A 22,638-nucleotide genomic window follows, 5' to 3' on the forward strand; every position below is an offset into this window, starting at 1 on the left:
ACCATAGCGCTGTGGAACCACCTGATCCCATGCCGAACTCAGACGTGAAACGCAGAAGCGCCGATGGTAGTGTGGGGTCTCCCCATGTGAGAGTAGGACATCGCTAAGTCACCCTTTTAAAACCCAGCCTTCGGCTGGGTTTTTTCATTTCTGCCGCTTATGACTTCAGTTCAGGCTTACTGCTTGAAAATGAACTGTTTTCATTAGTTTTCTTCATTCATATCCCTCTATCTATAATTCTTTTAATGCGGTATTGCTTGCAGTCATGCGTGAAATTCTATAATTTTTGGGTATCTGGACGTCTAAACATCTTAGGGAGAGTGTGAACATGCCCATTAAAATTCCTGACCAGTTACCGGCTACTGATATTCTCAGGGGAGAGAATATTTTCGTCATGTCAGAAAAACGGGCAGCCAGTCAGGGAATACGTCCGCTGAAAGTGTTGTTGCTTAATCTGATGCCAAAAAAGATTGAAACAGAAACGCAGTTTTTGCGTCTGTTATCAAACAGTCCGTTGCAGGTTGATGTGGAGTTATTACGAATTGATAATCGTCCGACGAAGAATACACCCACCGAACACCTGGATACCTTTTATCGTCAGTTTGAAATGGTGAAAGACCGAAATTTCGATGGTCTGATTGTCACAGGAGCACCGCTGGGGCTGGTACAGTTTGAGGATGTTCTGTACTGGGAAGAGATCCAGACGATTCTCAATTGGGCGAAGGGACATGTCACTTCAACGATGTATGTCTGCTGGGCTGCTCAGGCCGGCCTGAAGCTGATGTATGATTTACCGAAGCGAACCCGAAAAGAAAAGCTGTCCGGCATCTACACCCATAGCATCCATCATCCGCATCATCCTTTGTTACGAGGCTTTGATGATACCTTTCTTGCACCACATTCCCGTTATGCTGATTTTTCACCAGATTTCCTCACGCAGCACACGGATTTGGATCTCTTAGCGACATCTGAGCAGGCAGGGGTTTATCTGGCAACAACGAAGGATAAACGAAATGTCTTCGTCACAGGTCATCCAGAGTATGATGCGAAGACGTTACATCTTGAATATATGCGGGACTTGGGTGAAGGCATGGAGCCATGTTTGCCTGTGAATTATTATAAGGACGATAATCCGGACAATGAACCGGTTGCCAGCTGGCGCAGCCACGGGCATCTGCTTTTTTCGAATTGGCTCAATTACTGCGTTTACCAGCAGACACCATACGATCTGGAACATTTCTCAGAAGACAAGTTCACCAAAGATGACTGAGTGTTTCACGACAAGATGACAAACAAAAAAAGACCTGCGATTGCAGGTCTTTTTTGAAGGGCGATAAACGTTAAGATTTTGGATTCGTTTCAGGTTGCTGATGTGACGCGACAGCCCGCTCGCTGTCCCCGCCATGTTTAGCTTCCCAGATTTTTGCCTTTTCAATCATTGGAGTAATGGTTGAGCCCTGGATCAGGATCGAGAACACCACAACCGCATAGGTCATCACCAGAATCAGCTCTTTAACGTCAATATTTTTTTCCGGGATAACAATGACACCAGCCGGAATCGCCATCGCCATGGCCAGTGCCAGTCCGCCACGCAGGCCACCCCAGGTTAGGATCTTCACCGACTCAGGGTTGTACTTCCGGAATCGTTTAAAGCCGACATAAGAGAGTTTGACACTCAGGTAACGGGCCAGCAGGACCAGCGGCACTGCAATGACCATCAGCGTCCAGTCTTCTTCGTGGAAGCTGAAAGACAGCATGCTCATACCGATCAACAGGAATAGCACGCCATTCAGGAATTCATCAACAAGCTCCCAGAAGTGATCCAGGTGGTCCTCACTTTCTTTGGAGAAACCAATATAACGGGTCCAGTTGCCGATCATGATGCCGGAAACAACCATGGCCAGCGGGCCTGAGACATGAATGACATCAGCAAAAGCATAACCGGCGGTCGGGACACCCAGAGTCAGCAGTAACTCCATGGAGTGATCGTCGGTTGAGCTGATCAGATAGTGGAAAAGCAGGCCTAAAACAAAACCGTAAGTGATCCCGCCGATGGCTTCCTGTAAGAACAGGTGGCCAACGCCCAGCACGGTTGGTGCCTCATCACCAAAAGCGATGGTGAACAGGGTGACAAAAATGACCAGACCGAAACCATCGTTGAAGAGCGACTCGCCTTCGATCTGAGTTGAAATCCGGCGAGGCGCATGCAATTTTTTAACAATTGCAAGCACAGCAATCGGGTCCGTCGGAGAAATCAGCGCACCGAACAGCAGGCAGTAGATCAGGTCAAACTGGATGCCCACGGTCTGGCAAATCCACCAGAGCGCACCGCCGATAAAAAAGGTGGAAAACAGGGTAGCGCCAAGTGCCAGGATGGCAATTTCCCACTTTTGATCTTCGAGGTGAGGCAGCTTGATACCCAGACCGCCGGCGAAAAGCAGAAAGCCGAGAATCCCTTTCAGCAAGAAGCTTTCGAAGTCGATCTGTCCCAACTGCTCTGCGGCGATTTCTTCCAGGTGAAACCAGCCATTGTGACCCGCGATCACGATACCGAGCGATAAAACAATGGCGCCGGCAGTGATGGCAATGGTGGTTTGCATTTTGCCTATCTTATGATTAATAAATGCAATAGCCATCGCGGCAGCGGCGAGAAAACAGAGGGTACTGTATACCGACATCCTTGATCCTCATCTGTTGGAAAAGTGTTAAGCAAAAATTGTGACAGAATATAAATGTTCGGGCCTGTGATAGCCATAAAAACTTTGAGCTGATCGGTGAAGAATTAGTTTGCGCAAACGATGTATAGACGTCTAGATTTCCAATCAGGCTGTGATAGGATGATAGCAGCTGACAAGTTTAAGTGTAAGGAAGTAAGCAGTGTCGAAGGGAACGGAATTATTACACAAGCGATTAAATGAGCAGATCCTGATCATCGATGGCGGGATGGGCACCATGATCCAGAGCTATAAGCTGGATGAGCAGGATTACCGGGGTGAGCGTTTTGCCGACTGGCATTCGGACCTGAAAGGAAACAATGACCTGCTGGTCCTGACTCAGCCGCAGTTGATCAAGGATATTCACGCTGCTTACCTGGAGGCCGGGGCCGATATCCTCGAAACCAACACTTTCAATGCCACCACAATTGCGATGGCAGACTACGACATGGAAAGTCTGAGTGCCGAAATCAACCTGGCGGCCGCGAGGCTGGCCCGTCAGGTTGCAGATGAGTGGACCGCAAAAACACCGGACAAACCGCGTTTTGTGGCTGGTGTTCTTGGCCCGACCAACCGTACCTGCTCTATTTCTCCGGATGTGAACGATCCGGGATACCGCAATGTAAGCTTTGACCAGCTGGTTGAGGCGTATTCTGAATCGACCCGTGCTCTGATTGAGGGCGGTGCCGATATCATTCTGATTGAAACTATTTTTGACACGCTGAATGCAAAAGCCTGTGCCTTTGCGGTGGAGTCGGTATTCGAAGCGCTGGGACAAAGTCTGCCGGTGATGATTTCCGGGACGATCACCGATGCCTCCGGCCGTACCTTGTCCGGTCAAACGACCGAAGCTTTCTATAACTCACTCCGGCACGTCAAACCGATCTCTTTCGGTCTGAACTGCGCACTGGGCCCGGATGAACTGCGTCAGTATGTTGAAGAACTGTCTCGGATCTCTGAATGTGCTGTGTCAGCGCACCCGAACGCCGGTCTGCCAAACGCCTTTGGGGAATATGACCTGGAAGCAGATGAGATGGCCGAGCATATCCGGGAATGGGCGGAGTCCGGTTTCCTCAATCTGGTGGGGGGCTGCTGCGGGACCACACCTGAGCACATTCGTGAAATGGCCCGTGTGACGGCAAATATTCCGCCAAGGAAGTTGCCTGAATTACCCGTGGCCTGCCGGTTGTCTGGTCTGGAACCCCTGACCATCGAAAAAGAAACTCTGTTCGTCAATGTCGGCGAGCGTACCAATGTGACTGGTTCGGCCCGATTCCGCCGTCTGATCAAAGAAGAACTTTATGACGAGGCACTGGAAGTGGCGCGTCAGCAGGTAGAGGCTGGTGCGCAGATCATCGATATCAATATGGACGAAGGTATGCTGGATGCGGAAGCTGCCATGGTGCGGTTTCTGAACCTGTGTGCCTCTGAACCGGAAATTTCCCGCGTCCCCATTATGATTGACTCGTCTAAGTGGGAAATCCTTGAAGCGGGTCTGAAATGTGTTCAGGGTAAGCCGATTGTTAACTCAATCTCACTCAAGGAAGGCAAAGAGAAATTTGTTGAGCAGGCTAAATTAATCCGTCGCTACGGTGCGGCGGTGATCGTCATGGCGTTCGATGAGGTGGGTCAGGCGGATACCCGTGAGCGGAAGATCGAAATCTGTACCAATGCGTATCGTGTGCTGGTCGATGAAGTGGGTTTCCCGCCGGAAGATATTATTTTTGACCCGAATATCTTTGCGGTCGCGACAGGAATTGAAGAGCACAATAACTACGCCGTGGATTTCATTGAAGCCGTCGGGGATATCAAGCGTACCCTGCCGCATGCCATGGTGTCAGGTGGTGTGTCGAATGTCTCGTTCTCGTTCCGTGGCAATGAGCCGGTGCGTGAAGCGATTCATGCCGTTTTCCTGTATCACTGCTTCAAGAACGGAATGGATATGGGGATCGTGAATGCCGGTCAGCTGGCGATTTACGACGACCTGCCGGACGAGCTGCGTGTGGCTGTGGAAGATGTGGTCCTCAACCGCCGTGATGATTCGACAGAGCGGCTACTGGATTTAGCAGATAAATACCGGGGCAGCGGCGAAGCTGTGGAAGATAAAACCGCAGCAGAATGGCGCAGCTGGCCGGTCGATAAGCGTCTGGCGCATGCGCTGGTCAAAGGTATTACTGAGTTTATTGTTGAAGATACGGAAGAAGCCCGCCAGCAGGCCAGCAAACCGCTGGAGGTCATTGAAGGACCGCTGATGGCAGGGATGAACGTGGTCGGTGACCTGTTCGGTGAAGGAAAAATGTTCCTGCCACAGGTTGTGAAATCTGCCCGCGTGATGAAACAGGCTGTGGCCTATCTGGAGCCGTACATCAATGCCGAAAAGCAGGCTGGCAAGAGTAACGGAAAAATCTTGCTGGCAACTGTGAAAGGTGACGTGCACGACATCGGAAAGAACATTGTCGGCGTGGTGTTGCAGTGTAATAACTTCGAGATTATTGACCTCGGGGTGATGGTGCCCTGCGATAAGATTCTGAAAGTTGCCCGGGAAGAGAATGTCGATATTATCGGTCTATCCGGCCTGATCACGCCATCTCTGGATGAAATGGTTCATGTAGCAAAAGAGATGGAGCGTCAGGGCTTTGAGATCCCACTGCTGATTGGCGGCGCAACAACGTCTAAAGCACACACTGCCGTGAAAATCGAACAGAATTACCATGCGCCCGTGGTGTATGTGTCCAATGCATCCAGAGCCGTCGGGGTATGTGCGGCATTGTTATCTGAGACACAACGGCCTGCGTTTGTCGAACGTCTGGATCAGGAATACGAAGTGGTGCGTGAGCAGCATGCACGTAAGCGTCCGCGCAGCGCGCCGGTCAGCCTGGAAGCTGCACGTGCCAATAAAGTGGCAATTGACTGGAACAGTTATACGCCGCCGGTTCCTAAACAACCGGGAATCCATGTATTCAAGGATTTCAATATCGCCACCTTGCGTCGTTATATCGACTGGACACCTTTCTTTATGACCTGGTCGCTGAGCGGTAAATATCCGACTATCCTTCGCCATGAAGTCGTCGGGAAAGAGGCGCAGCGGCTGTTCGATGATGCCAATCAGCTGCTGGATGAGATCGAAGCAACCGGCATGATCAAAGCCAATGGCGTGTGCGGTCTGTTCCCGGCCAATAACATTGGTGATGATATTGAGGTTTACACGGATGAAAGCCGGGCTCAGGTTCTGACGATACTGCGTGGTCTGCGGCAGCAGACGGAGAAACCGAAAGGGCCGAATTACTGTTTGTCAGATTATGTGGCCCCGAAAGACAGCGGGAAAGCTGACTGGATTGGTGCCTTTGCCGTGACTGGCGGGATTGGTGAGTACGAGATTGCCGAGCAGTTTAAAGCCAAAGGGGATGATTATAATGCCATCATGATTCAGGCGGTGGCCGATCGTCTTGCCGAAGCGTTTGCCGAATGTATGCACGAGCAGGTGCGCAAGGAAATCTGGGGTTATGCGCCGGATGAAAATCTGGAAAATGAAGATCTGATCCGTGAGAAATATCAGGGGATCCGTCCGGCACCGGGCTATCCGGCCTGTCCGGAGCACACTGAAAAAGGTGAAATCTGGAAATTGCTGGATGCGGAAGCCAACACCGGGATGCAACTGACAGAAAGCTTCGCGATGTGGCCGGGCGCGGCAGTGTCGGGCTGGTATTTCTCGCATCCGGAGTCCCGCTATTTTGCGGTTGCACAGATTCAGCGGGATCAGATGCTGAGCTATGCTGAGCGCAAAGGCTGGGATGAGGTTGAAGCCGAGAAATGGCTCGGTCCAAATCTCTGAGGCACCTCAGCTATCGGCCATCTGAATCCGGTGGCCGCATCAAAGGTTTCGTAAGATATTAAAAAAGGCGCTCACAGAGCGCCTTGTTTGATCGGTCAGGTTCGGATTACTCGAAAATCTTACTGTGCAGATTCTGGGCAATCGGAAGTGCGTGTTCGGTTTTCACCAGGAAGCACAGGTTGTGCGGGCTGGCACCGTAACAAATCATCCGCAGCTTGTATTCATCCAACGTGTTGAAGACAGTGCTGACGGAACCTGCGGTCTGGCTCATGCGGTTTCCGATCAGAGAGATCAGACACAGATCCTGTTCGATCTCAACTCGGCACAGCTCGCTGAGGGCCGCATGTGCTCCCGGAGGAAGCGTTGGCGCGCCGCCGCCAGTTTCCGTCTGATCCATGGTCAGAGAAACGCTGACTTCAGAAGTCGAAATCAGATCGACTGAAACTTTGTGTTCAGCCAGAATACGGAACACTTCCGCCAGGAAGCCGTAAGCATGAAACATGTTCAGACTGGTCAGGGTGATCAGAGTCTGATTGTTGCGCAGGGCCAGCGCACGGAACAGGGGGGCATCACTGACCGATTTACGGATCCAGGTCCCGCCTTGCTCTGGTGCTTTGGAAGAGCCCACAAACACAGGGATCTGACGGCGAACCGCCGGGATCAGTGTAGACGGGTGAAGAATTTTGGCACCAAAGTTTGCCATCTCAGAAGCTTCGCTGAAGCTGATTTCCTTGATAGGCGTCGCTTTCGGGGCAATACGCGGATCGGTGGTATACATCCCAGGGACGTCAGTCCAGATTTCCAGCGTACCGGCATCGATCGCTTCAGCCATCAGCGCGGCGCTGTAGTCGCTGCCGCCGCGGCCCAGCGTTGTGGTACGGCCCAGTTCATCACTGCCGATGAAGCCTTGAGAAACCACAATGTTATCCTGCAGCAATGGCAACAGCTTTTCTTCTGTCAGCTGACGGATCATCTCAGGTTCCGGGCTGGCTTTTCCGAAACGGCTGTCGGTACGCATGACGTCACGGATATCATAGCGCACGGCATCGGCACCCATTTCGCACATAATTTGGGTAAACAGGTAAGTTGACAGCAGTTCGCCGTTCGCGACCAGTTGATCGGTCAGTTCAGCAGATTTCTGGACTGCGGTCTGAGTTGCAATCTCTGCAACCTGATCCAGCAGCGCCTCAATCTTTCCGGCAACGGCTTCTGGTTGCTGCAGGTCCGCCAGTACACTGTGATGGATGGCACGCAGGCGCTCCATCAGGCTGGTACGGTGCTCAGCATCAGCGACGCCGTTGGCCAGTTCGACCAGAATATTGGTCACACCGGAGCACGCACTGATTAAAACCAGCTTGGTATTCGGATTATTCATCACGATCTTGGCACTGCGGCTCATTGCTACGTAATCGGCCACACTTGTGCCGCCAAATTTTGCGACAGTAATTTCAGCGTTCTGCGCTGAAGAAAAATGTACAGGGCTCAAAATGATCTCCCACTAAACAAAGCGTAAAGTCATGGGGCAAAATTTGGGGAATCTTTCCGACTTGATGTCAGAAGAGCCGTTCGGCGAGACATGAAAAGACTGCTGCGACCAGAAGCTCTCCACCTGTGCTTGATGCTGCAGGTGACAGCCAGAAGGATTCAACCTTCAAAGCCGATACGGCAAGCCCCCTGTCTCACCGTATCTCGGCGTTGCTCCCCCTCTCTATGGTGCTTTGGGGTGGGGCCCCGCCGCATAGATACCTGGATAACGCGCCTCTTCCGTTTTCACCTGAAAAATGAGCTCTTTCAGGGTGAACAAAAATTGCCCTTATTGAATAGGAGCAGGGGGGCTTTGTCAATGCCTGAATGCATTTTTCTGTGCCGTTATTGTTACTGATCCTGCAGAAATTTGTCTCTGTCATTTCTGCGGCGTCCGGTTCTGTTATGCTCGGTTGCGATACTGAACCGATATGACCGTTGCAAATCATATTTAACGTGCTGATTGATAGGGATTTCAGCAACCATGCCAATGGAGGCCCCATGACAATTCAGAGTTTTTATCCGCCGCAGCGTACCCTGATGGGACCCGGCCCTTCAGATATTTATCCTCAGGTGCTGCAGGCGCTCAGTCGCCCGACTTTGGGCCATCTTGACCCATTATTCATCGGAATGATGGATGAACTGAAAGTCTTGCTTCAGTATGCATTTCAGACCACGAACCCGTTTACCATTGCCGTCTCTGCGCCGGGCAGTGCCGGGATGGAAGCGTGTTTTGTTAATCTGGTCGAGCCGGGCGATAAGGTGATTGTCTGCCGCAACGGGGTCTTTGGCGATCGGATGCGGGAAAATGTTGTTCGCTGCGGTGGTGAAGCCGTGCTGGTGGATAACGAATGGGGCGAGCCGGTTGATCCGTTGGCTGTTGAGGCGGCACTGAAAGCCCATCCGGATGCCAAGATCCTGGCCTTTGTTCATGCGGAAACCTCCACCGGAGCGCTCAGTGATGCCGAAACGTTGTCGAAACTGGCACGTGAACATGGCTGCCTGACGATTGTGGATGCGGTGACGTCACTGGGTGGTGTGCCGCTCAAAGTGGATGAATGGCAGCTCGATGCGGTGTACTCCGGCAGTCAGAAATGTCTGTCCTGTGTGCCGGGGCTGTCTCCGCTGACTTTTTCTCCCCGTGCGGTTGAGGCCATTCAGCAGCGTAAGACACCGGTACAGAGCTGGTTCCTGGACCAGAGCCTGGTTCTGGCATACTGGAGCGGCGAAGGCAAGCGGAGTTACCATCATACAGCGCCGGTGAACAGCCTGTACGCATTGCATGAAGCGCTGGTCCGTCTGCAAAATGAAGGGCTGGAAAATGCCTGGCAGCGTCACGCTGAGATGCATCAGTCGCTGCGTGAAGGCCTGGAAGCCATGGGAATTCGTTTTGTTGTTGAGGAAAAGAGCCGTTTGCCGCAACTCAACGCGGTCTACATTCCTGATGGTGTGGATGATGCCAAAGTGCGTCAGACCCTGCTGGAAAAATATAATCTGGAAATTGGCGCGGGTCTGGGGGCGCTGGCCGGAAAGGCTTGGCGTATCGGACTGATGGGGTATGCTGCCCGCAATGAAAATGTGGCGCTGTGTCTGAAAGCGTTGGAAGATGTATTGAAATAACCGGTAACGGATGGACAAACGGCTGCCGTGGCAGCCGTTTTTGTCTGGTTTAACCTTGTGTATTCCCAAGGCTGGCCTGATCGTTTTCTGTTTCCAGAGCAGGCTGAGCAAATACCGGCAATGCCTGCTCTGTGAAATCCAGCCCCGGGAACAGGTACCGGGCCTCTTCCCGTACATGTTCAGCCTGGCGGTGATTGTCCAGTGCCTGATGGGCGCGGATCAGATACTGATACAGAATCGGGCGCGGTAACTCCCGGGCCATGTGATCAGCCCAGGTGATAAATCCCTGTATCAGCTCATGGTTGTTCTGGTGAATCCCTACTTTCAGCTGGGTCTGATAAAAATCCCATTCGAACCGGTGTCGCCAGGCCCAGGTATTGTTCACTTTCTCAAGGGCAGTCAGATCGGGCGGTGAAGTGGCTTCAAAGCGGGTCAGCATCGCCCCGGAGTAGAGTGTCGTGAGCATAAATGCGCTGATACAGGCGGGCAGCAGGCTCCCCCCAACTTTGAATGGCTGGTGAAACCGCAGCGGCTGTTTGAAATACTTGGCGCTCAGCGAGTCGATCCAGTACAGCAGAAACAGAAAGACCACCCAATGAACCAGTGAGTGGTAGAACGGATACTCCAGCTGGGTGTGCAACGTGATCGGGAACAACAGGGCCACCAGTGCCAGCTGGGTATTGGCCGGGGCGCGCCTTATTTTTGCCAGCACGGCGGCGGCTGCAATGAGCAGCGCCAGCAGCGGCAGGATCCCGCCTTCACTGGCCCAGAACAGCAGTTCGTTGTGCGGATGGTCCAGACCGGCCAATCCGTAAGGCTGCGCTGGATCGGCCTGATGCCATTGCGCCGTCTGCATCAGATAGGCATGTTCGAAATTGCCGTATCCGACGCCCCGCATGGGCGCATGCAGGAACATCTCTGTGACTTGTGGGTAGATCACTGTCCGGGCACTTTCCAGAGAGACTCGGCCCGGCTGTGGAGACCATTGCAGTGTACTGGTCAGGTTCCAGGCCAGACTCAGCCCCATCATGACCATCAGTAACCACATACGCCATTTTGCTCGGGCGGCAAACTGGGTCAGGTACGGCAGGATCAGCAATACCCCGACGACAGCTGCAAGCCAGCCGGTCCGTGAGCTGAGAACAATCAGCATGGGCACAATGGCAACCGGCGTCAGCATAAGCCCCAGCTGAGCCAGTGTCCAGCGGCGCTGATATGCGGGCTGGCGGGCCAGCAGATAGGCAGACAGGATCAGGCCGGTGGCCAGAAAACTGGCCATGACATTGGGTTGCTGAAAGATGCCGTAAGGTCGGTTGATGTCTGTGTTATACCCTATGGCATTCTCGGGAGAGATCCAGAGAAACTGATACCAGGCCAGCGCTGTTTGTAACCAGACCGCTTTGAGGATCAGCCACAGAATTTGCTGACGCTGTTTCTGGCTGAAAGCAAATTGCTGAAGTGCAACAAAAAACAGCCAGCCAGCCCAGAGCGCAAACAGTCGGTTGGCTGCTGCCTGAGGGCTCGCCTCCGGATAAAAGACCGGAAGAGTCAGCAGGAGGCAGCAGAGAAAGAGCACCAGCGTCAGGCGTGAATAGCGCAGGATTTTCTGACGGCTGATTTCCAGGAAACCAATCGCGATGGCAAAACTGAACGGAATCCAGCTGCTTACATTGAACGGGAGCTCGAGTCCGGACCCTCCCTGATTGTGCTGAAAGTAGTGCATGGTCAGCAGAAACAGGAAAGTCAGCGCCAGGATAAAGGGGCGCGTCAGGGGTTTGCTGATCGTGGCAGCAGCCAGTCGGGTGCCCCGTAATTGAATGACTGTCACGTTGTCCGGTCCCTCGACATATCGTCAAAAAATCAGGCTGGTGACCAGCCTGACAAAGATTGTTTTTATAATTAAGCCTGCTGAGCGGCCAGTGCCGGTAACAGGGGCTTGAGGAAGCGGGCTGTATGCGACCCGGCCACTTCCGCAACCTGTTCCGGTGTACCCGAGGCAATGATTTCACCACCGCCGTTGCCGCCTTCCGGTCCCAGATCAATGATCCAGTCTGCGGTTTTGATCACGTCAAGATTGTGTTCAATGACCACAATGGTGTTGCCGTGATCGCGCAGTTTATGCAGTACGCTCAGCAGTTGCTGAATGTCGTGGAAGTGCAGCCCGGTTGTTGGTTCATCCAGAATATACAGGGTCTTACCTGTATCGCGCTTGGACAGCTCACGTGCAAGTTTCACCCGTTGCGCTTCTCCGCCGGACAAGGTGGTCGCAGCCTGACCCAGACGAATATAGGATAAACCGACATCCATCAGGGTTTGCAGTTTTCGGGCAATTGCGGGGACAGGATCAAAAAATGTCCGGGCGTCTTCGACCGTCATCTCCAGAACTTCGTCAATGGCTTTGCCTTTATACTTCACTTCCAGAGTTTCCCGGTTGTAGCGCTTGCCTTTACAGCTGTCACAAGGCACATAAACATCCGGCAGGAAGTGCATCTCAACTTTGATCACCCCGTCGCCCTGGCAGGCCTCGCAGCGGCCGCCTTTCACGTTAAAACTGAAGCGGCCCGGTTTGTAACCCCGGGAACGGGATTCCTGCGTCCCTGAAAACAGCTCACGGATCGGGGTAAAGATACCGGTATAGGTCGCCGGATTAGAGCGTGGTGTCCGGCCGATTGGGCTCTGATCGATGTCGATCACCTTGTCCAGATGTTCCAGTCCCTGAATATCGTCATATGGCGCCGGTTCGCCGGAAGTGGCACCATTCAGTTCATGGTGGGCGATCCGGAAGAAGGTGTCGTTGATCAGGGTGGATTTGCCCGAGCCGGAGACACCGGTGACACAGGTCATCAGACCAACCGGGATTGAGACATCTACCTTTTTCAGGTTGTTGCCGCGGGCACCGGTCAGCTGGACGATTTTCTCTGTATCCATCGGGGTCCGCTCAGCCGGAACTTCAATCTGTTTTTTACCGCTCAGGTAGTGACCGGTCAGAGATTCCTGAGAAGACAGAATGTCGTCCAGTGTCCCCTCGGCAATGACCTGGCCGCCGTGGACGCCGGCGCCCGGACCGATATCAATAATATGATCGGCGCAGCGAATCGCATCTTCATCGTGCTCGACGACCAGCACGGTGTTCCCCAGATCGCGCAGGCGGGTCAGGGTACTGAGCAGACGTTCATTATCACGCTGGTGGAGGCCAATCGAGGGTTCATCCAGCACATACATGACTCCGACCAGACCAGCCCCGATCTGGCTGGCCAGACGGATCCGCTGGGCTTCACCGCCCGACAGGGTTTCAGCACTGCGCGACAGGTTGAGGTAGTTCAGGCCGACGTTGACCAGAAAGGTCAGACGGTCATTGATTTCCTTCAGGATTTTATCGGCAATTTGTGCACGCTGGCCTTCCAGGGTCAGCTCGGTGAAGAAATCCAGTGCCTGACTGATGCTCATCTCGCTGACATGAGGCAGGTTGGTCTGCTCGATAAAGACATGACGCGCTTCTTCACGCAGGCGGGAGCCGTGACAGCTGGCACAGGGTTTGGTTGAGATATATTTGACCAGATCTTCCCGAACCGCATTGGATTCAGTTTCGCGGTATCGGCGCTCCATGTTGTTGAGGATGCCCTCAAACGGGTGGCGGCGCACCGTGACATCGCCGCGATCATTGATGTACTTGAATTCGATGTTGGTCGTCCCCGACCCTTGCAGCAGGACTTTCTGTACTCTGTTCGGCAGGGTGTTAAAGGGGGCTTCGACATCGAAATCGTAATGCTCAGCCAGTGAGCTCAGCATCTGGAAATAATAATAGTTGCGCTTATCCCAGCCGCGAATCGCACCGCCGGCCAGACTCAGCTCTTTATTCTGAACGACTCGAACCGGGTCAAAGTACTGCTGTACGCCCAGTCCGTCACAGGTTCCGCAGGCACCGGCCGGGTTGTTGAAGGAGAACAGGCGTGGTTCCAGTTCACGCATGCTGTAGCCACAATGGGGACAGGCAAAGTTCGCGGAAAAGATCAGCTCTTCCATGTCACAGTCGTCCATCGGGCTGATCACGACGGTCCCGCCGGACAGTTCCAGCGCCGTTTCAAAGGATTCCGCCAGACGCTGCTGGAGATCATCGCGGACTTTAAAGCGATCCACGACAACTTCAATGGTGTGCTTTTTGTGTAATTCCAGTGTCGGCGGATCGGACAGATCGCAGACTTCCCCGTCAATCCGGGCACGGATATAGCCCTGAGCTGACAGATTGGCTAGGGTTTTCAGGTGCTCGCCTTTCCGTTCTTTCACGATCGGGGCCAGCAGCATCAGCTTACTGCCTTCTGGCAGCGTCAGCACTTTATCGACCATCTGGCTGATGGTCTGGGCGGCCAGCGGGACATCATGGGTCGGACAACGCGGTTCGCCGACCCGGGCAAACAACAGACGCAGATAGTCGTAGATTTCGGTAATGGTACCAACGGTTGAACGCGGGTTGTGCGACGTTGATTTCTGCTCGATGGAAATGGCTGGTGACAGACCTTCAATGTGGTCGACATCCGGTTTTTCCATCAGTGACAGGAACTGGCGGGCATAAGCCGACAATGACTCGACATAGCGTCGCTGACCTTCGGCATACAGGGTATCGAAGGCCAGGGAAGACTTGCCGGAACCTGACAGGCCGGTAATCACAATCAGTTTATCCCGGGGGATAGTCAGGTTGATATTTTTGAGATTGTGGGTGCGGGCACCCCTGACTTCGATCTTATCCATGGTTGCAGTCATCAGCGCTGAATAAATTGGTCTGCATTATCGCATAGCCCCGAAAGGCTTAAAAGACTTGACTGTATAAAAACACAGTGCTTTGATCGTCTTTTATGCATTCGGTCTGAACATGGAATGGGTGATGTTGCCCTATGCCTGCAGGGGCCCACCATGTTAAACTCGACAATTAAGTTTAAACTTTGAATGAGAGAAGGGAGCCTGATTGGCAACCTCAACAGCGAAAACCTGGAGTGAACTATGGCCAGTCGTGGCGTGAATAAAGTTATCCTGGTAGGTAACTTAGGCAATGATCCTGAAATCCGTTATATGCCAAACGGCGGTGCAGTAGCAAATATTACCATTGCTACTTCTGAAACATGGCGTGACAAAGCGACCGGCGAGCAGCGTGAAAAAACTGAGTGGCACCGTGTTGTGCTGTTCGGCAAGCTGGCTGAAGTTGCTGGTGAGTACCTACGGAAAGGATCTCAGGTTTATATCGAAGGTCAGCTGCAAACCCGTAAGTGGCAGGATCAGAGCGGTCAGGATCGCTTCACCACTGAAGTTGTGGTTCAGGGCTTTAACGGTGTGATGCAAATGCTGGGCGGCCGTCAGGGCGGTCAGGGTGCCCCAATGGGTGGCCAGCAGCAGCAGGGCGGTTGGGGTCAGCCTCAGCAGCCACAGCCACAGCAACAGCAACAGCAACAGCAGAGCTATGCGCCGCAGCAACAGTCTGCGCCTCAGCAGTCTCAGCCTCAGTACAATGAACCACCAATGGATTTCGACGACGATATTCCATTCTGATCAACCCTTTGGGATTGACTGAATATTTGAAGAAGGCCCCTGAGATATCAGGGGCCTTTTCTTTGCATGTGGCTGGGAGGATTGGTGCCCGCATTCTGGGCTCTATGCAGCAGTGCAGTGGAAGCCTTGTTTCCTATCCTGACGCCCCGGCTTTTTGCTTGATAAAATCAATAAACAGCTTGGTTTTGGTGTGATTGTAATTCAGCTTGGGGTAATAGGCGTAAGCAGCATTCAGAGGCTGCTTGAGCTCGGGTAAAACCGGCACCAGCAGGCCATTGCTCAGTTCGCGTTTGACGGTATTTTGACCCACCAGGATCAGACCCATACCAGCCACTGCGGCTGCCACCAGAGCTTCCGGGTTTTGTGTGGTAAAGTTGCCGCGCAATCGCAACCGGCGGTTGTTTTCAAAGATATGCTCCTGCTCATGACCATGGTTGCCGAACAGCAGGCAGTTGTGCTGCGTCAGCTGCTCCGGACTTTCAATGGCCGGCCGGTCTTCCAGGTACCCCGGCGAGGCATAGAAACCGGCCTGAAAACTGAACAGCCGGGTGGCAATATAGCTGGTGGAATTAAAGTCGGTCAGCTCCCGGCTGATAAACACATCCAGATTCAGGTCCGGCAGCTGGCCCGGCGTAACCGTGTGCAGTTCGACCTGAATATTGGGATAGGTTTGCAGAAATTCATCCAGATAGTGCACCAGCACCCGGCTGCCTGTCGCCAGCGGTGCGCCGATACGCAGTACCCCCCGGACCTCACCAAAGGTCGAGGTGGTTTCCGCCAGGATCTGCTGCCAGTCATCGAGCAGGTGAACACTGCGGCGATAGAAGACTTTGCCTGCCTCGGTCACGGTCAGGTTGCGGGTTGTCCGTTTGAGCAACTGGACGCCCAGCTGTTTCTCCAGCCAGGACAGCCGCTTGGACAGTGCTGAGCTGGATGTATTGAGTGTGCTGGCTGCCTGGGCCAGTGAACCCTGTTCCACAACAGTGACAAAACTTTTGGTGCAGGTGATCCAGTCCATGTTTCTCCAATAAGATGGGTAAGCGAGCTTGTAACCCCCGGGTAACAAATCAGCAAAGTGTCGTACCGGGCACTGACGTTCCGGACCACCAGTGGTATTTTCCTGTGGAAACAGTCGCTTTAAAATTTTTGACCAACCTGCATGAGTTGACCACAGCGCCTGTCGGTTTTGAAATGTTTTTTGAATAAAGTTGGATACTGAATGAGAAAAGCCTCAGGGATGAAGCTGACCAATCGCTTGGTCGCTTTCGTCACCCTTATTGTCATCTGCGCCATGTTTGTCATTTTTATCGGTGGTGCGATCAGCTTTCGTAAGCTGGGACAGGACTATCTGCACCATTATCTGGCCGGAGTCGTTGAGGTGATCGATCTGGAAATGATTGAACCGCAAGGCTCACAATCGCTGAACCGCTGGCTGCCTAAATTGCTCAAGGCCAGTAATGTGGTCACACTGGATGTCAGTAACGACGCCGGTTCGGTCTACCAGTTCCGGGGGCAGCAAAAAATTGATGACCCCAATATTCTCTATCGTACAGACTATCCGCTGACGCAGAACCCCGGCTATGTCGTCCGGATCCAGTCGATCCCGCCTTATACCGAGCTGACGTATTCGCTGGGGGCGATGTCGTCGATCAGTCTGGCAATTATGATCATCATTGCCGGTCTGGTGTGGGGCGTGAACTGGCTGAAACGTCAGTTGTATGGTTCTGAGCTGCTTGAAGAAAGAGGCAGGATGCTGCTGGCCGGTAAGCTGGATGACTTTGCCAAAGGCTCGGAGTTCGAGTGGCCGGATACGGCCAGTCTGGCGCTCGATAAACTGATCTCTGAACTGAAAGATGCGCGTCAGGAGCGCAGCCGGTTTGATACCTTCATCCGTACCCATACATTTTTGGATCAACTGACCGGTTCGGCAAACCGGGTGTTATTTGACAGCCGCCTGCAATCGGTGGTCCAGGATCAGGACAACCACGGTGCAGTGATCCTGATCCGCATTTCCGAGTGGGAAGAGTTGCTGCTATCCAAAGGTAAGATTGTGGCAGATGAGCTGATCCAGGATGTCGGCATGGTGCTGTCAAATATGATCCAGCGTTACCCGGACAGCGTGTTATCCCGTTATTTTGAGGCAGAGTTTGCCATCATGCTGCTGCAGCAGCCCAGCAAGGAAATCAATCTGTTTGTAAGTCAGTTGCTGAAAGCGCTGGAACGGCTGACACCTGCCGCGCCGCTGCATCGTGATAACTGGTGCCACATAGGGGTGACCTATTTTGCCAGTGGCGAGCGACGAGGCCGGATCATGGATGAAGCTGACATGGCGCTGCGCAGTGCTCAGCTGCAGGGAACCAACAGCTGGTCCGTGTTCCAGAAAGATCCTCAGGGAGAAGATACCCGGGGCAGCGTGCGCTGGCGGACATTGCTGGACGGGGTGTTCAGTCAGGGGGGGCCGCAGCTTTACCAGCAACCGGCGTATCTGGCGGAAGGAAAAACACTGCTGCACCGGGAATTACTGGCCCGGATCCGGGACGAAAATGGCCTGGTGCTCAAAGCTTCCCGCTTTTTACCGGCGGTTGAACAGGTCGGCTTTCATGTCCGGATGGATAAACTGGTGATCAGCCAGGCTCTGGACCTGCTGAAAAACGGTCCGACGCTGGATAACTTCGCCGTCAATGTCAGTGTTGAATCCCTGCTGGATAAAGCTTTTGTGCGCTGGTTCAGGGATGAGTTACTTCAGACGCCCCGGCCCGTTCTGAAACGGCTGAGCATTGAGGTGCCGGAGCGGAATCTGTCGCGTCATATTGATGCTGTCCGTACCTTTCTGAAAATGCTGACTGGTCTGGGATGCAGTCTGGGAGTCGATCAGGCCGGGAGAACCATCGTCAGTACTCACTACATCAAAGACGTGAACATCAGTTATATCAAACTGCACCGCAGTCTGATCCGGGAAATTGACCAGCGGCAGGAAAACCAGTTGTTTGTCCGCAGTATGTTGGGTGCCTGTGCCAATACCGGTGTGGCGGTGATTGCGGTAGGCGTGGAAAACGCCAGAGAGTGGCAGGTCTTGCAGCAATTGGGGATTCATGGTGGTCAGGGCCGCTTTTTCGAGCCTGAGAGAGATTTGACACAAATTGCGATGAAAAAGAGAAGATGAGGTTCTGCTGGTTAAAAAAATACCATCCTGGAGTGATTATTCTATACATGCCTGATTGCTAACAGTATCATCGGTCAAATAATTGACATAAACAGGTCAATATTTGGCCCGGGCGAGCACAGAACCGCCCGGATAAAGATGACGGGAAACGGGTTGATAACATGCTGATCAAAAAGCTTCTGAAGCGGAAAACTGTCAGTAAGGTTGCCAGTTTTGCTGTTTTCGAAAATAAGCTGACACTTGTCAGTCAATCCGGGGATGGCACTGATTGGATCTGCGACAGCCGGGAGCTTGGTTCGCGAGACAATTGGGGCCAGGCACTGGAAAGTCTGATTGTTCAGTATCAGCTCGCAGGCAGCCGAATCCGTTTTGTCCTCGGACATGGCCTTTATCAGAGCCTGACAATTGATAAACCCGCTTTACCGCATCAGGAATTAGCCAGCGCGCTGCCTTTCCTGGTGAAGGATCTGGTGTCTGAATCCCCGGCGAATCTGGTTGCCGGCGGGTACGACGAACCCTTGAAAAAACGTCTGCAGGTCTTTGTTGCAGAGCGAAAGCTGGTGCAGCGACTGGTTCTGGCCAGTCTGTCGCTGGGCTGTGTCACGGAAGTGATCACGGCCGATGAGGTGGTCCTGGGTGAATTGACGGATCTTCACCAGAGTCAGCTAGTGCTGCATGGCCGTCATCAATCCGGGCTTCAGTTGACTGCGTTTAAACAACAGGTGATGTGTTTTCAGCGTCAGCTGCGAGGCTTCCGCCAGCCGTTGCTGGGAGAAGAACCGTCTTCCCTGCAAATTGACGGATTGGCGCTGGAATTGCAGCGCTCTCTCGATTTTCTCAGTGCTCAGCTGCGCGACATGCCGATTGCTCAGGTACTGGTGAGCTGTGACAGCGAAGACAATGAGTTGCTCGCGGAGGCGCTAAGACGGCGGCTGAGTGTTCCCGTGGCGGCAGTCAGCAAGTTTCCATCCGGTCTGGAAGATTATGATGCCCGGGTCGCCTGGGCGGCACTGGCACATCAACCGATCCTCAACCTGTATCATGACAGTCTGAAGCCGCAATCACGATTGCTGACATTGCCGAATCTGGCTGCCAGCTGGGCGATCGGAGCTGTGCTGCTGGCCTCTTTCGCTGGCTGGCAAAGCTGGCAGGAGCACCGGGTTCAACAGCAACTGGCGGAGGAACAGCTTCGTCTCAGCCAGAAAAAAACAGAGCTGGATACTGCAAAAGCGGCACTGGCGCGCCATCTGCCCAGTGAACTTAAAGTGAAACTGAACGGCGAGCTGGAACAGCAGCTTGCAGCCAAACAGGCCACGCTGAAAGCCATCGCCATGCATGACAAAAGCCTGCAAGCCGGTTTTGCCTCGCTGCTCCGGCAGCTGGCACAGGCGGCGAGTCAGGAGATTTCCGTCAGCCGGATTCACCTGCAGGGTGACAAACTGGATCTGGAAGGGGTCGCCAGTTCTCCGAATGCCGTGCCCAACTGGCTTCAGAATTTTTCACGTTATCCGCAACTGACAAACCGGGGATTTGAAGTCATGACGCTGGGCAGAAATGAACAGAACGTCGTCACTTTCAAGCTGCATGCACAACGGCAAGATGAGGAGCAGCCATGAAAATCTGGTCCATGCTGGCCGAGCGTTTCGACCAGCTCAGTCGCAGAGAACAATGGCTGGTGGCAGTAACTGGCTGGATAATGCTGCTGTTGGGCGGATATCAGTTGCTGGTCGAGCCGCTTCAGAAAGTCCGGCTGTCGGCTGAGCTGCAGTATCACGCGATACAGGCGGAGTTCATCCGGAGTCATGGTGAATTGCATCAGATTCAGCGCCAGCTCAACACAGACCCGGACAAAGAGCTGGATGAGCAGATTGTCCGGCTGGAAGCAAAGAATGCCAGACTGGACAAAACGCTGAAAGAGCGGGTCGCCAGTCTGGTCACACCGGCTCAGATGGCCACTCTGATGGATCAGGTTCTGCAGCATTCTCAGCGGTTGAAACTGGTTTCTCTGGAATCCCTGCCACCCGCTCAGCTGGTTCATGGCGAGGATGCCGGGTATTACATTCACCCGGTACGTCTGACCCTGCGCGGCCGGTATTTTGACCTGGTGAATTATTTGCAGCAGCTGGAAGCCTTACCGGTGAAATATTACTGGCGAAGTCTGGAGTATCAGGTCGACATCTATCCCTGGTCTGATATAACACTTGATGTATATACCTTGGGTGAAAGTAAGGATTTCATTGGTGGTTAGAAACGCTTGTCTCGCATTGTTACTGGCAGGGATCAGTCTGCTGGCCCGGGCCGAAAGCGATCCGACAGCCCCGCTGGGCTGGCAGGCGCCGGCCGCACCGAAAAAAACGGTGACGCGCCGGCTTCCCGAATTGCAGGGAATTGTCTGTCCGCAGCAGGAAAAATGCAGTGTGATTCTGGATAACCGGGTCGTGCAACCCGGTGAACAGATCAGCGGTTATACCCTGAAATCCGTACAGGATGATGCCGTTATCCTTCAGCGTGGTGGCCGGCAATGGCGACTGGCGCTGTTTCAAGAACAGATCAAAATACACGAATAAAGTGAGCTGACATGCGCCTATTGTTAACCGGGATCATGACTTTGTTGCTGACGGCCTGCGCTGCAAATATGGGCCATCACAAACCCGTTGAAGTGAAAGAAGCATTAAATCAGGCGGCGAATGAGGCACAGAGCCGTCCGCTGACAGATTTACCTTCAGCTGTCAGTGCTGATCTCATGCCCAGTCTGAACCGGCAGGGATACGGGCGCAGTGGTGCTTACGAAAGGCGTTTCCGTGTGAATGCCCGCGGCGTTGAGGCCCGTGCATTTTTCTCCAGTCTGGTGCATGGCACCGCGTTTAACATGGTGATCCACCCCAATGTCAGCGGCCGTATTACGCTGTCGTTGCAGGATGTTACGCTGGATGAAGTGCTGGATGTGGTGTCAGATATGTATGGTTACAACGTCGAGCGCAAGGGCAATATCATCCAGGTTTTCCCGGCTGCCCTGCGTACGGAAGTGATCCCGGTAGATTACCTGCAGCTGCAGCGTCGCGGTATATCACTGACTTCCCTGACTACGGGCTCCATCAGTGATCCCAAGAATGACGGCAACTATCAGTCATATGATTATCGCCGGACCCGCAATAATGAAGAAGACAATAACAATCGCAGTGACAGCAGTGAGCGTACTTCGTATTCAACCGGCGGAACCCGGATTGAGACCCGATCTGAAAGTGATTTCTGGAACCAGTTGCAGCGGGCCGTACAGGCCATGATTGGCACCGGGCAGGGACGGAGCATTGTTGTGTCACCGCAGGCCAGTCTGCTGACCGTTAAAGCCTTTCCGAATGAATTGCGGGAAGTGCGGGAATTTCTCGGGGTTTCGAAAAAGCGTTTGCAGCGACAGGTGGTACTGGAAGCCAAGATCATGGAAGTGACCCTGAATGACAGTTATCAGCAGGGGATCAACTGGAGCAATATTACCAAGACCATTGGCGGTACCGGGATCATTTTTGGCCGGACCGGTCCTTCTGCGCTGCCGGGCGGTAATGAGATAGCCAATCTGCTGGACGGGCAGACCAATATTACGATCACGGACGGGAATTTTTCTGCGGTCCTGAGCTTCCTTCAAACTCAGGGAGACCTGAATGTGCTGTCCAGCCCCCGGGTTACCGCGGCGAATAACCAGAAAGCGGTGATCAAAGTCGGGGGAGATCAGTACTTTGTGACCGAAGTGGATGGCGGAGAAGCGATCACGGATGGCGGCGTTGCCTCACCGAATGTGGTGCTGACGCCTTTCTTCTCAGGCATTTCTCTCGATGTTACCCCTCAGATTGACGATGATGGCGGCGTTTTACTGCATGTTCACCCCACAGTGGTTGAGGTGACTGAGGAAATCAAGGATATCGCACTGGGTGATACTTTCGGCACTTACAGCCTGCCGCTGGCCAAAAGCTCGGTCCGTGAATCTGATTCGGTGATCCATGCCAACAGCGGCGATGTGGTGGTGATTGGCGGTCTGATGAAATCGTCACTGAAAGACTTGGAAACCAAGGTCCCGCTGCTGGGTGATATTCCGGGGCTGGGGTATCTGTTCCGCAATATCAACAAGGTACAGACGAAGACTGAGCTGGTGATCCTGCTGAAACCAACCGTCGTGAGCGATCAGACCTGGCAGCAGGAAATCGAGCGGTCACGCTCACTGGTTGATCAATGGTTCCCGGATGAGGGTTAAGGCC

The 22,638-nt window shown here is 53.3% G+C and carries 14 protein-coding genes, 1 rRNA gene and 1 riboswitch; of the genes, 10 read left to right on the plus strand and 5 right to left on the minus strand.

Annotated features, from left to right (window positions below):
• Together rrf and metA are read left to right on the plus strand one after the other, a co-directional pair.
• Positions 1-109, plus strand: a 5S ribosomal RNA gene (gene rrf, locus SPK40_RS17855); the annotation flags it as partial.
• A gap of 219 nt (positions 110-328) precedes the next feature.
• A complete protein-coding gene (gene metA, locus SPK40_RS17860; protein ID WP_248143850.1) occupies positions 329-1,270 on the plus strand; it encodes a homoserine O-acetyltransferase MetA in 942 nt (313 codons plus the stop codon).
• A 70-nt stretch (positions 1,271-1,340) separates the two neighbouring features.
• On the opposite strand, the gene SPK40_RS17865 is transcribed toward metA, so the two are convergent.
• Positions 1,341-2,678 (minus strand): cation:proton antiporter, encoded by a 1,338-nt coding sequence (locus SPK40_RS17865; RefSeq protein WP_330961410.1) that lies wholly within the window; start codon positions 2,676-2,678, stop codon positions 1,341-1,343.
• Between the two features lie 199 nt (positions 2,679-2,877).
• Here SPK40_RS17865 and metH point away from each other — a divergent pair, with 199 nt between their 5' ends.
• The gene (gene metH, locus SPK40_RS17870) at positions 2,878-6,546 is read left to right on the plus strand and encodes a methionine synthase (RefSeq protein WP_330961411.1); all 3,669 of its coding nucleotides are present in this window, start codon (positions 2,878-2,880) and stop codon (positions 6,544-6,546) included.
• Positions 6,547-6,652: 106 nt separating this feature from the next.
• On the opposite strand, the gene lysC is transcribed toward metH, so the two are convergent.
• Positions 6,653-8,032, minus strand: coding sequence for a lysine-sensitive aspartokinase 3 (gene lysC / locus SPK40_RS17875; protein ID WP_330961412.1), 1,380 nt, complete (start codon positions 8,030-8,032; stop codon positions 6,653-6,655).
• Positions 8,033-8,136: 104 nt separating this feature from the next.
• A riboswitch (Lysine riboswitch) is annotated at positions 8,137-8,318 on the minus strand.
• Positions 8,319-8,571: 253 nt separating this feature from the next.
• On the opposite strand from lysC, the gene SPK40_RS17880 reads away from it, so the two are divergent.
• Entirely contained in the window at positions 8,572-9,690 is a 1,119-nt protein-coding gene (locus SPK40_RS17880) for a pyridoxal-phosphate-dependent aminotransferase family protein (protein ID WP_330961413.1), read from the plus strand.
• Positions 9,691-9,739: 49 nt separating this feature from the next.
• On the opposite strand, the gene SPK40_RS17885 is transcribed toward SPK40_RS17880, so the two are convergent.
• Positions 9,740-11,518 (minus strand): PglL family O-oligosaccharyltransferase, encoded by a 1,779-nt coding sequence (locus SPK40_RS17885; protein ID WP_330961414.1) that lies wholly within the window; start codon positions 11,516-11,518, stop codon positions 9,740-9,742.
• 71 nt (positions 11,519-11,589) lie between these two features.
• On the minus strand, positions 11,590-14,436 hold the full coding sequence (uvrA, locus tag SPK40_RS17890; RefSeq protein WP_330961415.1) for an excinuclease ABC subunit UvrA: 2,847 nt from the start codon (positions 14,434-14,436) through the stop codon (positions 11,590-11,592).
• A 249-nt stretch (positions 14,437-14,685) separates the two neighbouring features.
• Between uvrA and SPK40_RS17895 the strand changes: the two genes are divergently transcribed.
• Positions 14,686-15,228 (plus strand): single-stranded DNA-binding protein, encoded by a 543-nt coding sequence (locus SPK40_RS17895; protein ID WP_330961416.1) that lies wholly within the window; start codon positions 14,686-14,688, stop codon positions 15,226-15,228.
• A 133-nt stretch (positions 15,229-15,361) separates the two neighbouring features.
• Here the strand turns inward: SPK40_RS17895 and SPK40_RS17900 are convergent, their stop codons facing one another.
• The gene (locus SPK40_RS17900; protein ID WP_330961417.1) at positions 15,362-16,246 is read right to left on the minus strand and encodes a LysR family transcriptional regulator; all 885 of its coding nucleotides are present in this window, start codon (positions 16,244-16,246) and stop codon (positions 15,362-15,364) included.
• 201 nt (positions 16,247-16,447) lie between these two features.
• Between SPK40_RS17900 and csrD the strand changes: the two genes are divergently transcribed.
• From csrD to mshL, 5 genes are all read left to right on the plus strand, one after another.
• On the plus strand, positions 16,448-18,391 hold the full coding sequence (gene csrD, locus SPK40_RS17905; protein WP_330961418.1) for an RNase E specificity factor CsrD: 1,944 nt from the start codon (positions 16,448-16,450) through the stop codon (positions 18,389-18,391).
• A 161-nt stretch (positions 18,392-18,552) separates the two neighbouring features.
• Positions 18,553-20,007 (plus strand): PilN domain-containing protein, encoded by a 1,455-nt coding sequence (locus SPK40_RS17910; RefSeq protein WP_330961419.1) that lies wholly within the window; start codon positions 18,553-18,555, stop codon positions 20,005-20,007.
• The gene (gspM, locus tag SPK40_RS17915; RefSeq protein ID WP_330961420.1) at positions 20,004-20,639 is read left to right on the plus strand and encodes a type II secretion system protein GspM; all 636 of its coding nucleotides are present in this window, start codon (positions 20,004-20,006) and stop codon (positions 20,637-20,639) included. The genes SPK40_RS17910 and gspM overlap by 4 nt, the downstream gene beginning before the upstream one ends.
• Positions 20,632-20,958, plus strand: coding sequence for an MSHA biogenesis protein MshK (locus SPK40_RS17920; RefSeq protein ID WP_330961421.1), 327 nt, complete (start codon positions 20,632-20,634; stop codon positions 20,956-20,958). The genes gspM and SPK40_RS17920 overlap by 8 nt, the downstream gene beginning before the upstream one ends.
• Before the next feature lie 11 nt (positions 20,959-20,969).
• Complete coding sequence (gene mshL / locus SPK40_RS17925; RefSeq protein WP_248143862.1) at positions 20,970-22,634, plus strand: pilus (MSHA type) biogenesis protein MshL; 1,665 nt, start codon at positions 20,970-20,972, stop codon at positions 22,632-22,634.
• Positions 22,635-22,638 lie beyond the last annotated feature (4 nt).

This window comes from Photobacterium sp. 53610 (assembly GCF_036409375.1).
Lineage (GTDB): Bacteria > Pseudomonadota > Gammaproteobacteria > Enterobacterales > Vibrionaceae > Photobacterium.

What these genes read in the sequence shown, in the direction of transcription:
- uvrA (WP_330961415.1), bottom strand. Translation starts at nt 14,436, where the DNA reads ATGGATAAGATCGAAGTCAGGGGTGCCCGCACCCACAATCTCAAAAAT.
- SPK40_RS17900 (WP_330961417.1), bottom strand. Translation starts at nt 16,246, where the DNA reads ATGGACTGGATCACCTGCACCAAAAGTTTTGTCACTGTTGTGGAACAG.
- SPK40_RS17910 (WP_330961419.1), top strand. Translation starts at nt 18,553, where the DNA reads ATGCTGATCAAAAAGCTTCTGAAGCGGAAAACTGTCAGTAAGGTTGCC.
- metA (WP_248143850.1), top strand. Translation starts at nt 329, where the DNA reads ATGCCCATTAAAATTCCTGACCAGTTACCGGCTACTGATATTCTCAGG.
- mshL (WP_248143862.1), top strand. Translation starts at nt 20,970, where the DNA reads ATGCGCCTATTGTTAACCGGGATCATGACTTTGTTGCTGACGGCCTGC.
- csrD (WP_330961418.1), top strand. Translation starts at nt 16,448, where the DNA reads ATGAGAAAAGCCTCAGGGATGAAGCTGACCAATCGCTTGGTCGCTTTC.
- SPK40_RS17865 (WP_330961410.1), bottom strand. Translation starts at nt 2,678, where the DNA reads ATGTCGGTATACAGTACCCTCTGTTTTCTCGCCGCTGCCGCGATGGCT.
- gspM (WP_330961420.1), top strand. Translation starts at nt 20,004, where the DNA reads ATGAAAATCTGGTCCATGCTGGCCGAGCGTTTCGACCAGCTCAGTCGC.
- SPK40_RS17880 (WP_330961413.1), top strand. Translation starts at nt 8,572, where the DNA reads ATGACAATTCAGAGTTTTTATCCGCCGCAGCGTACCCTGATGGGACCC.
- SPK40_RS17895 (WP_330961416.1), top strand. Translation starts at nt 14,686, where the DNA reads ATGGCCAGTCGTGGCGTGAATAAAGTTATCCTGGTAGGTAACTTAGGC.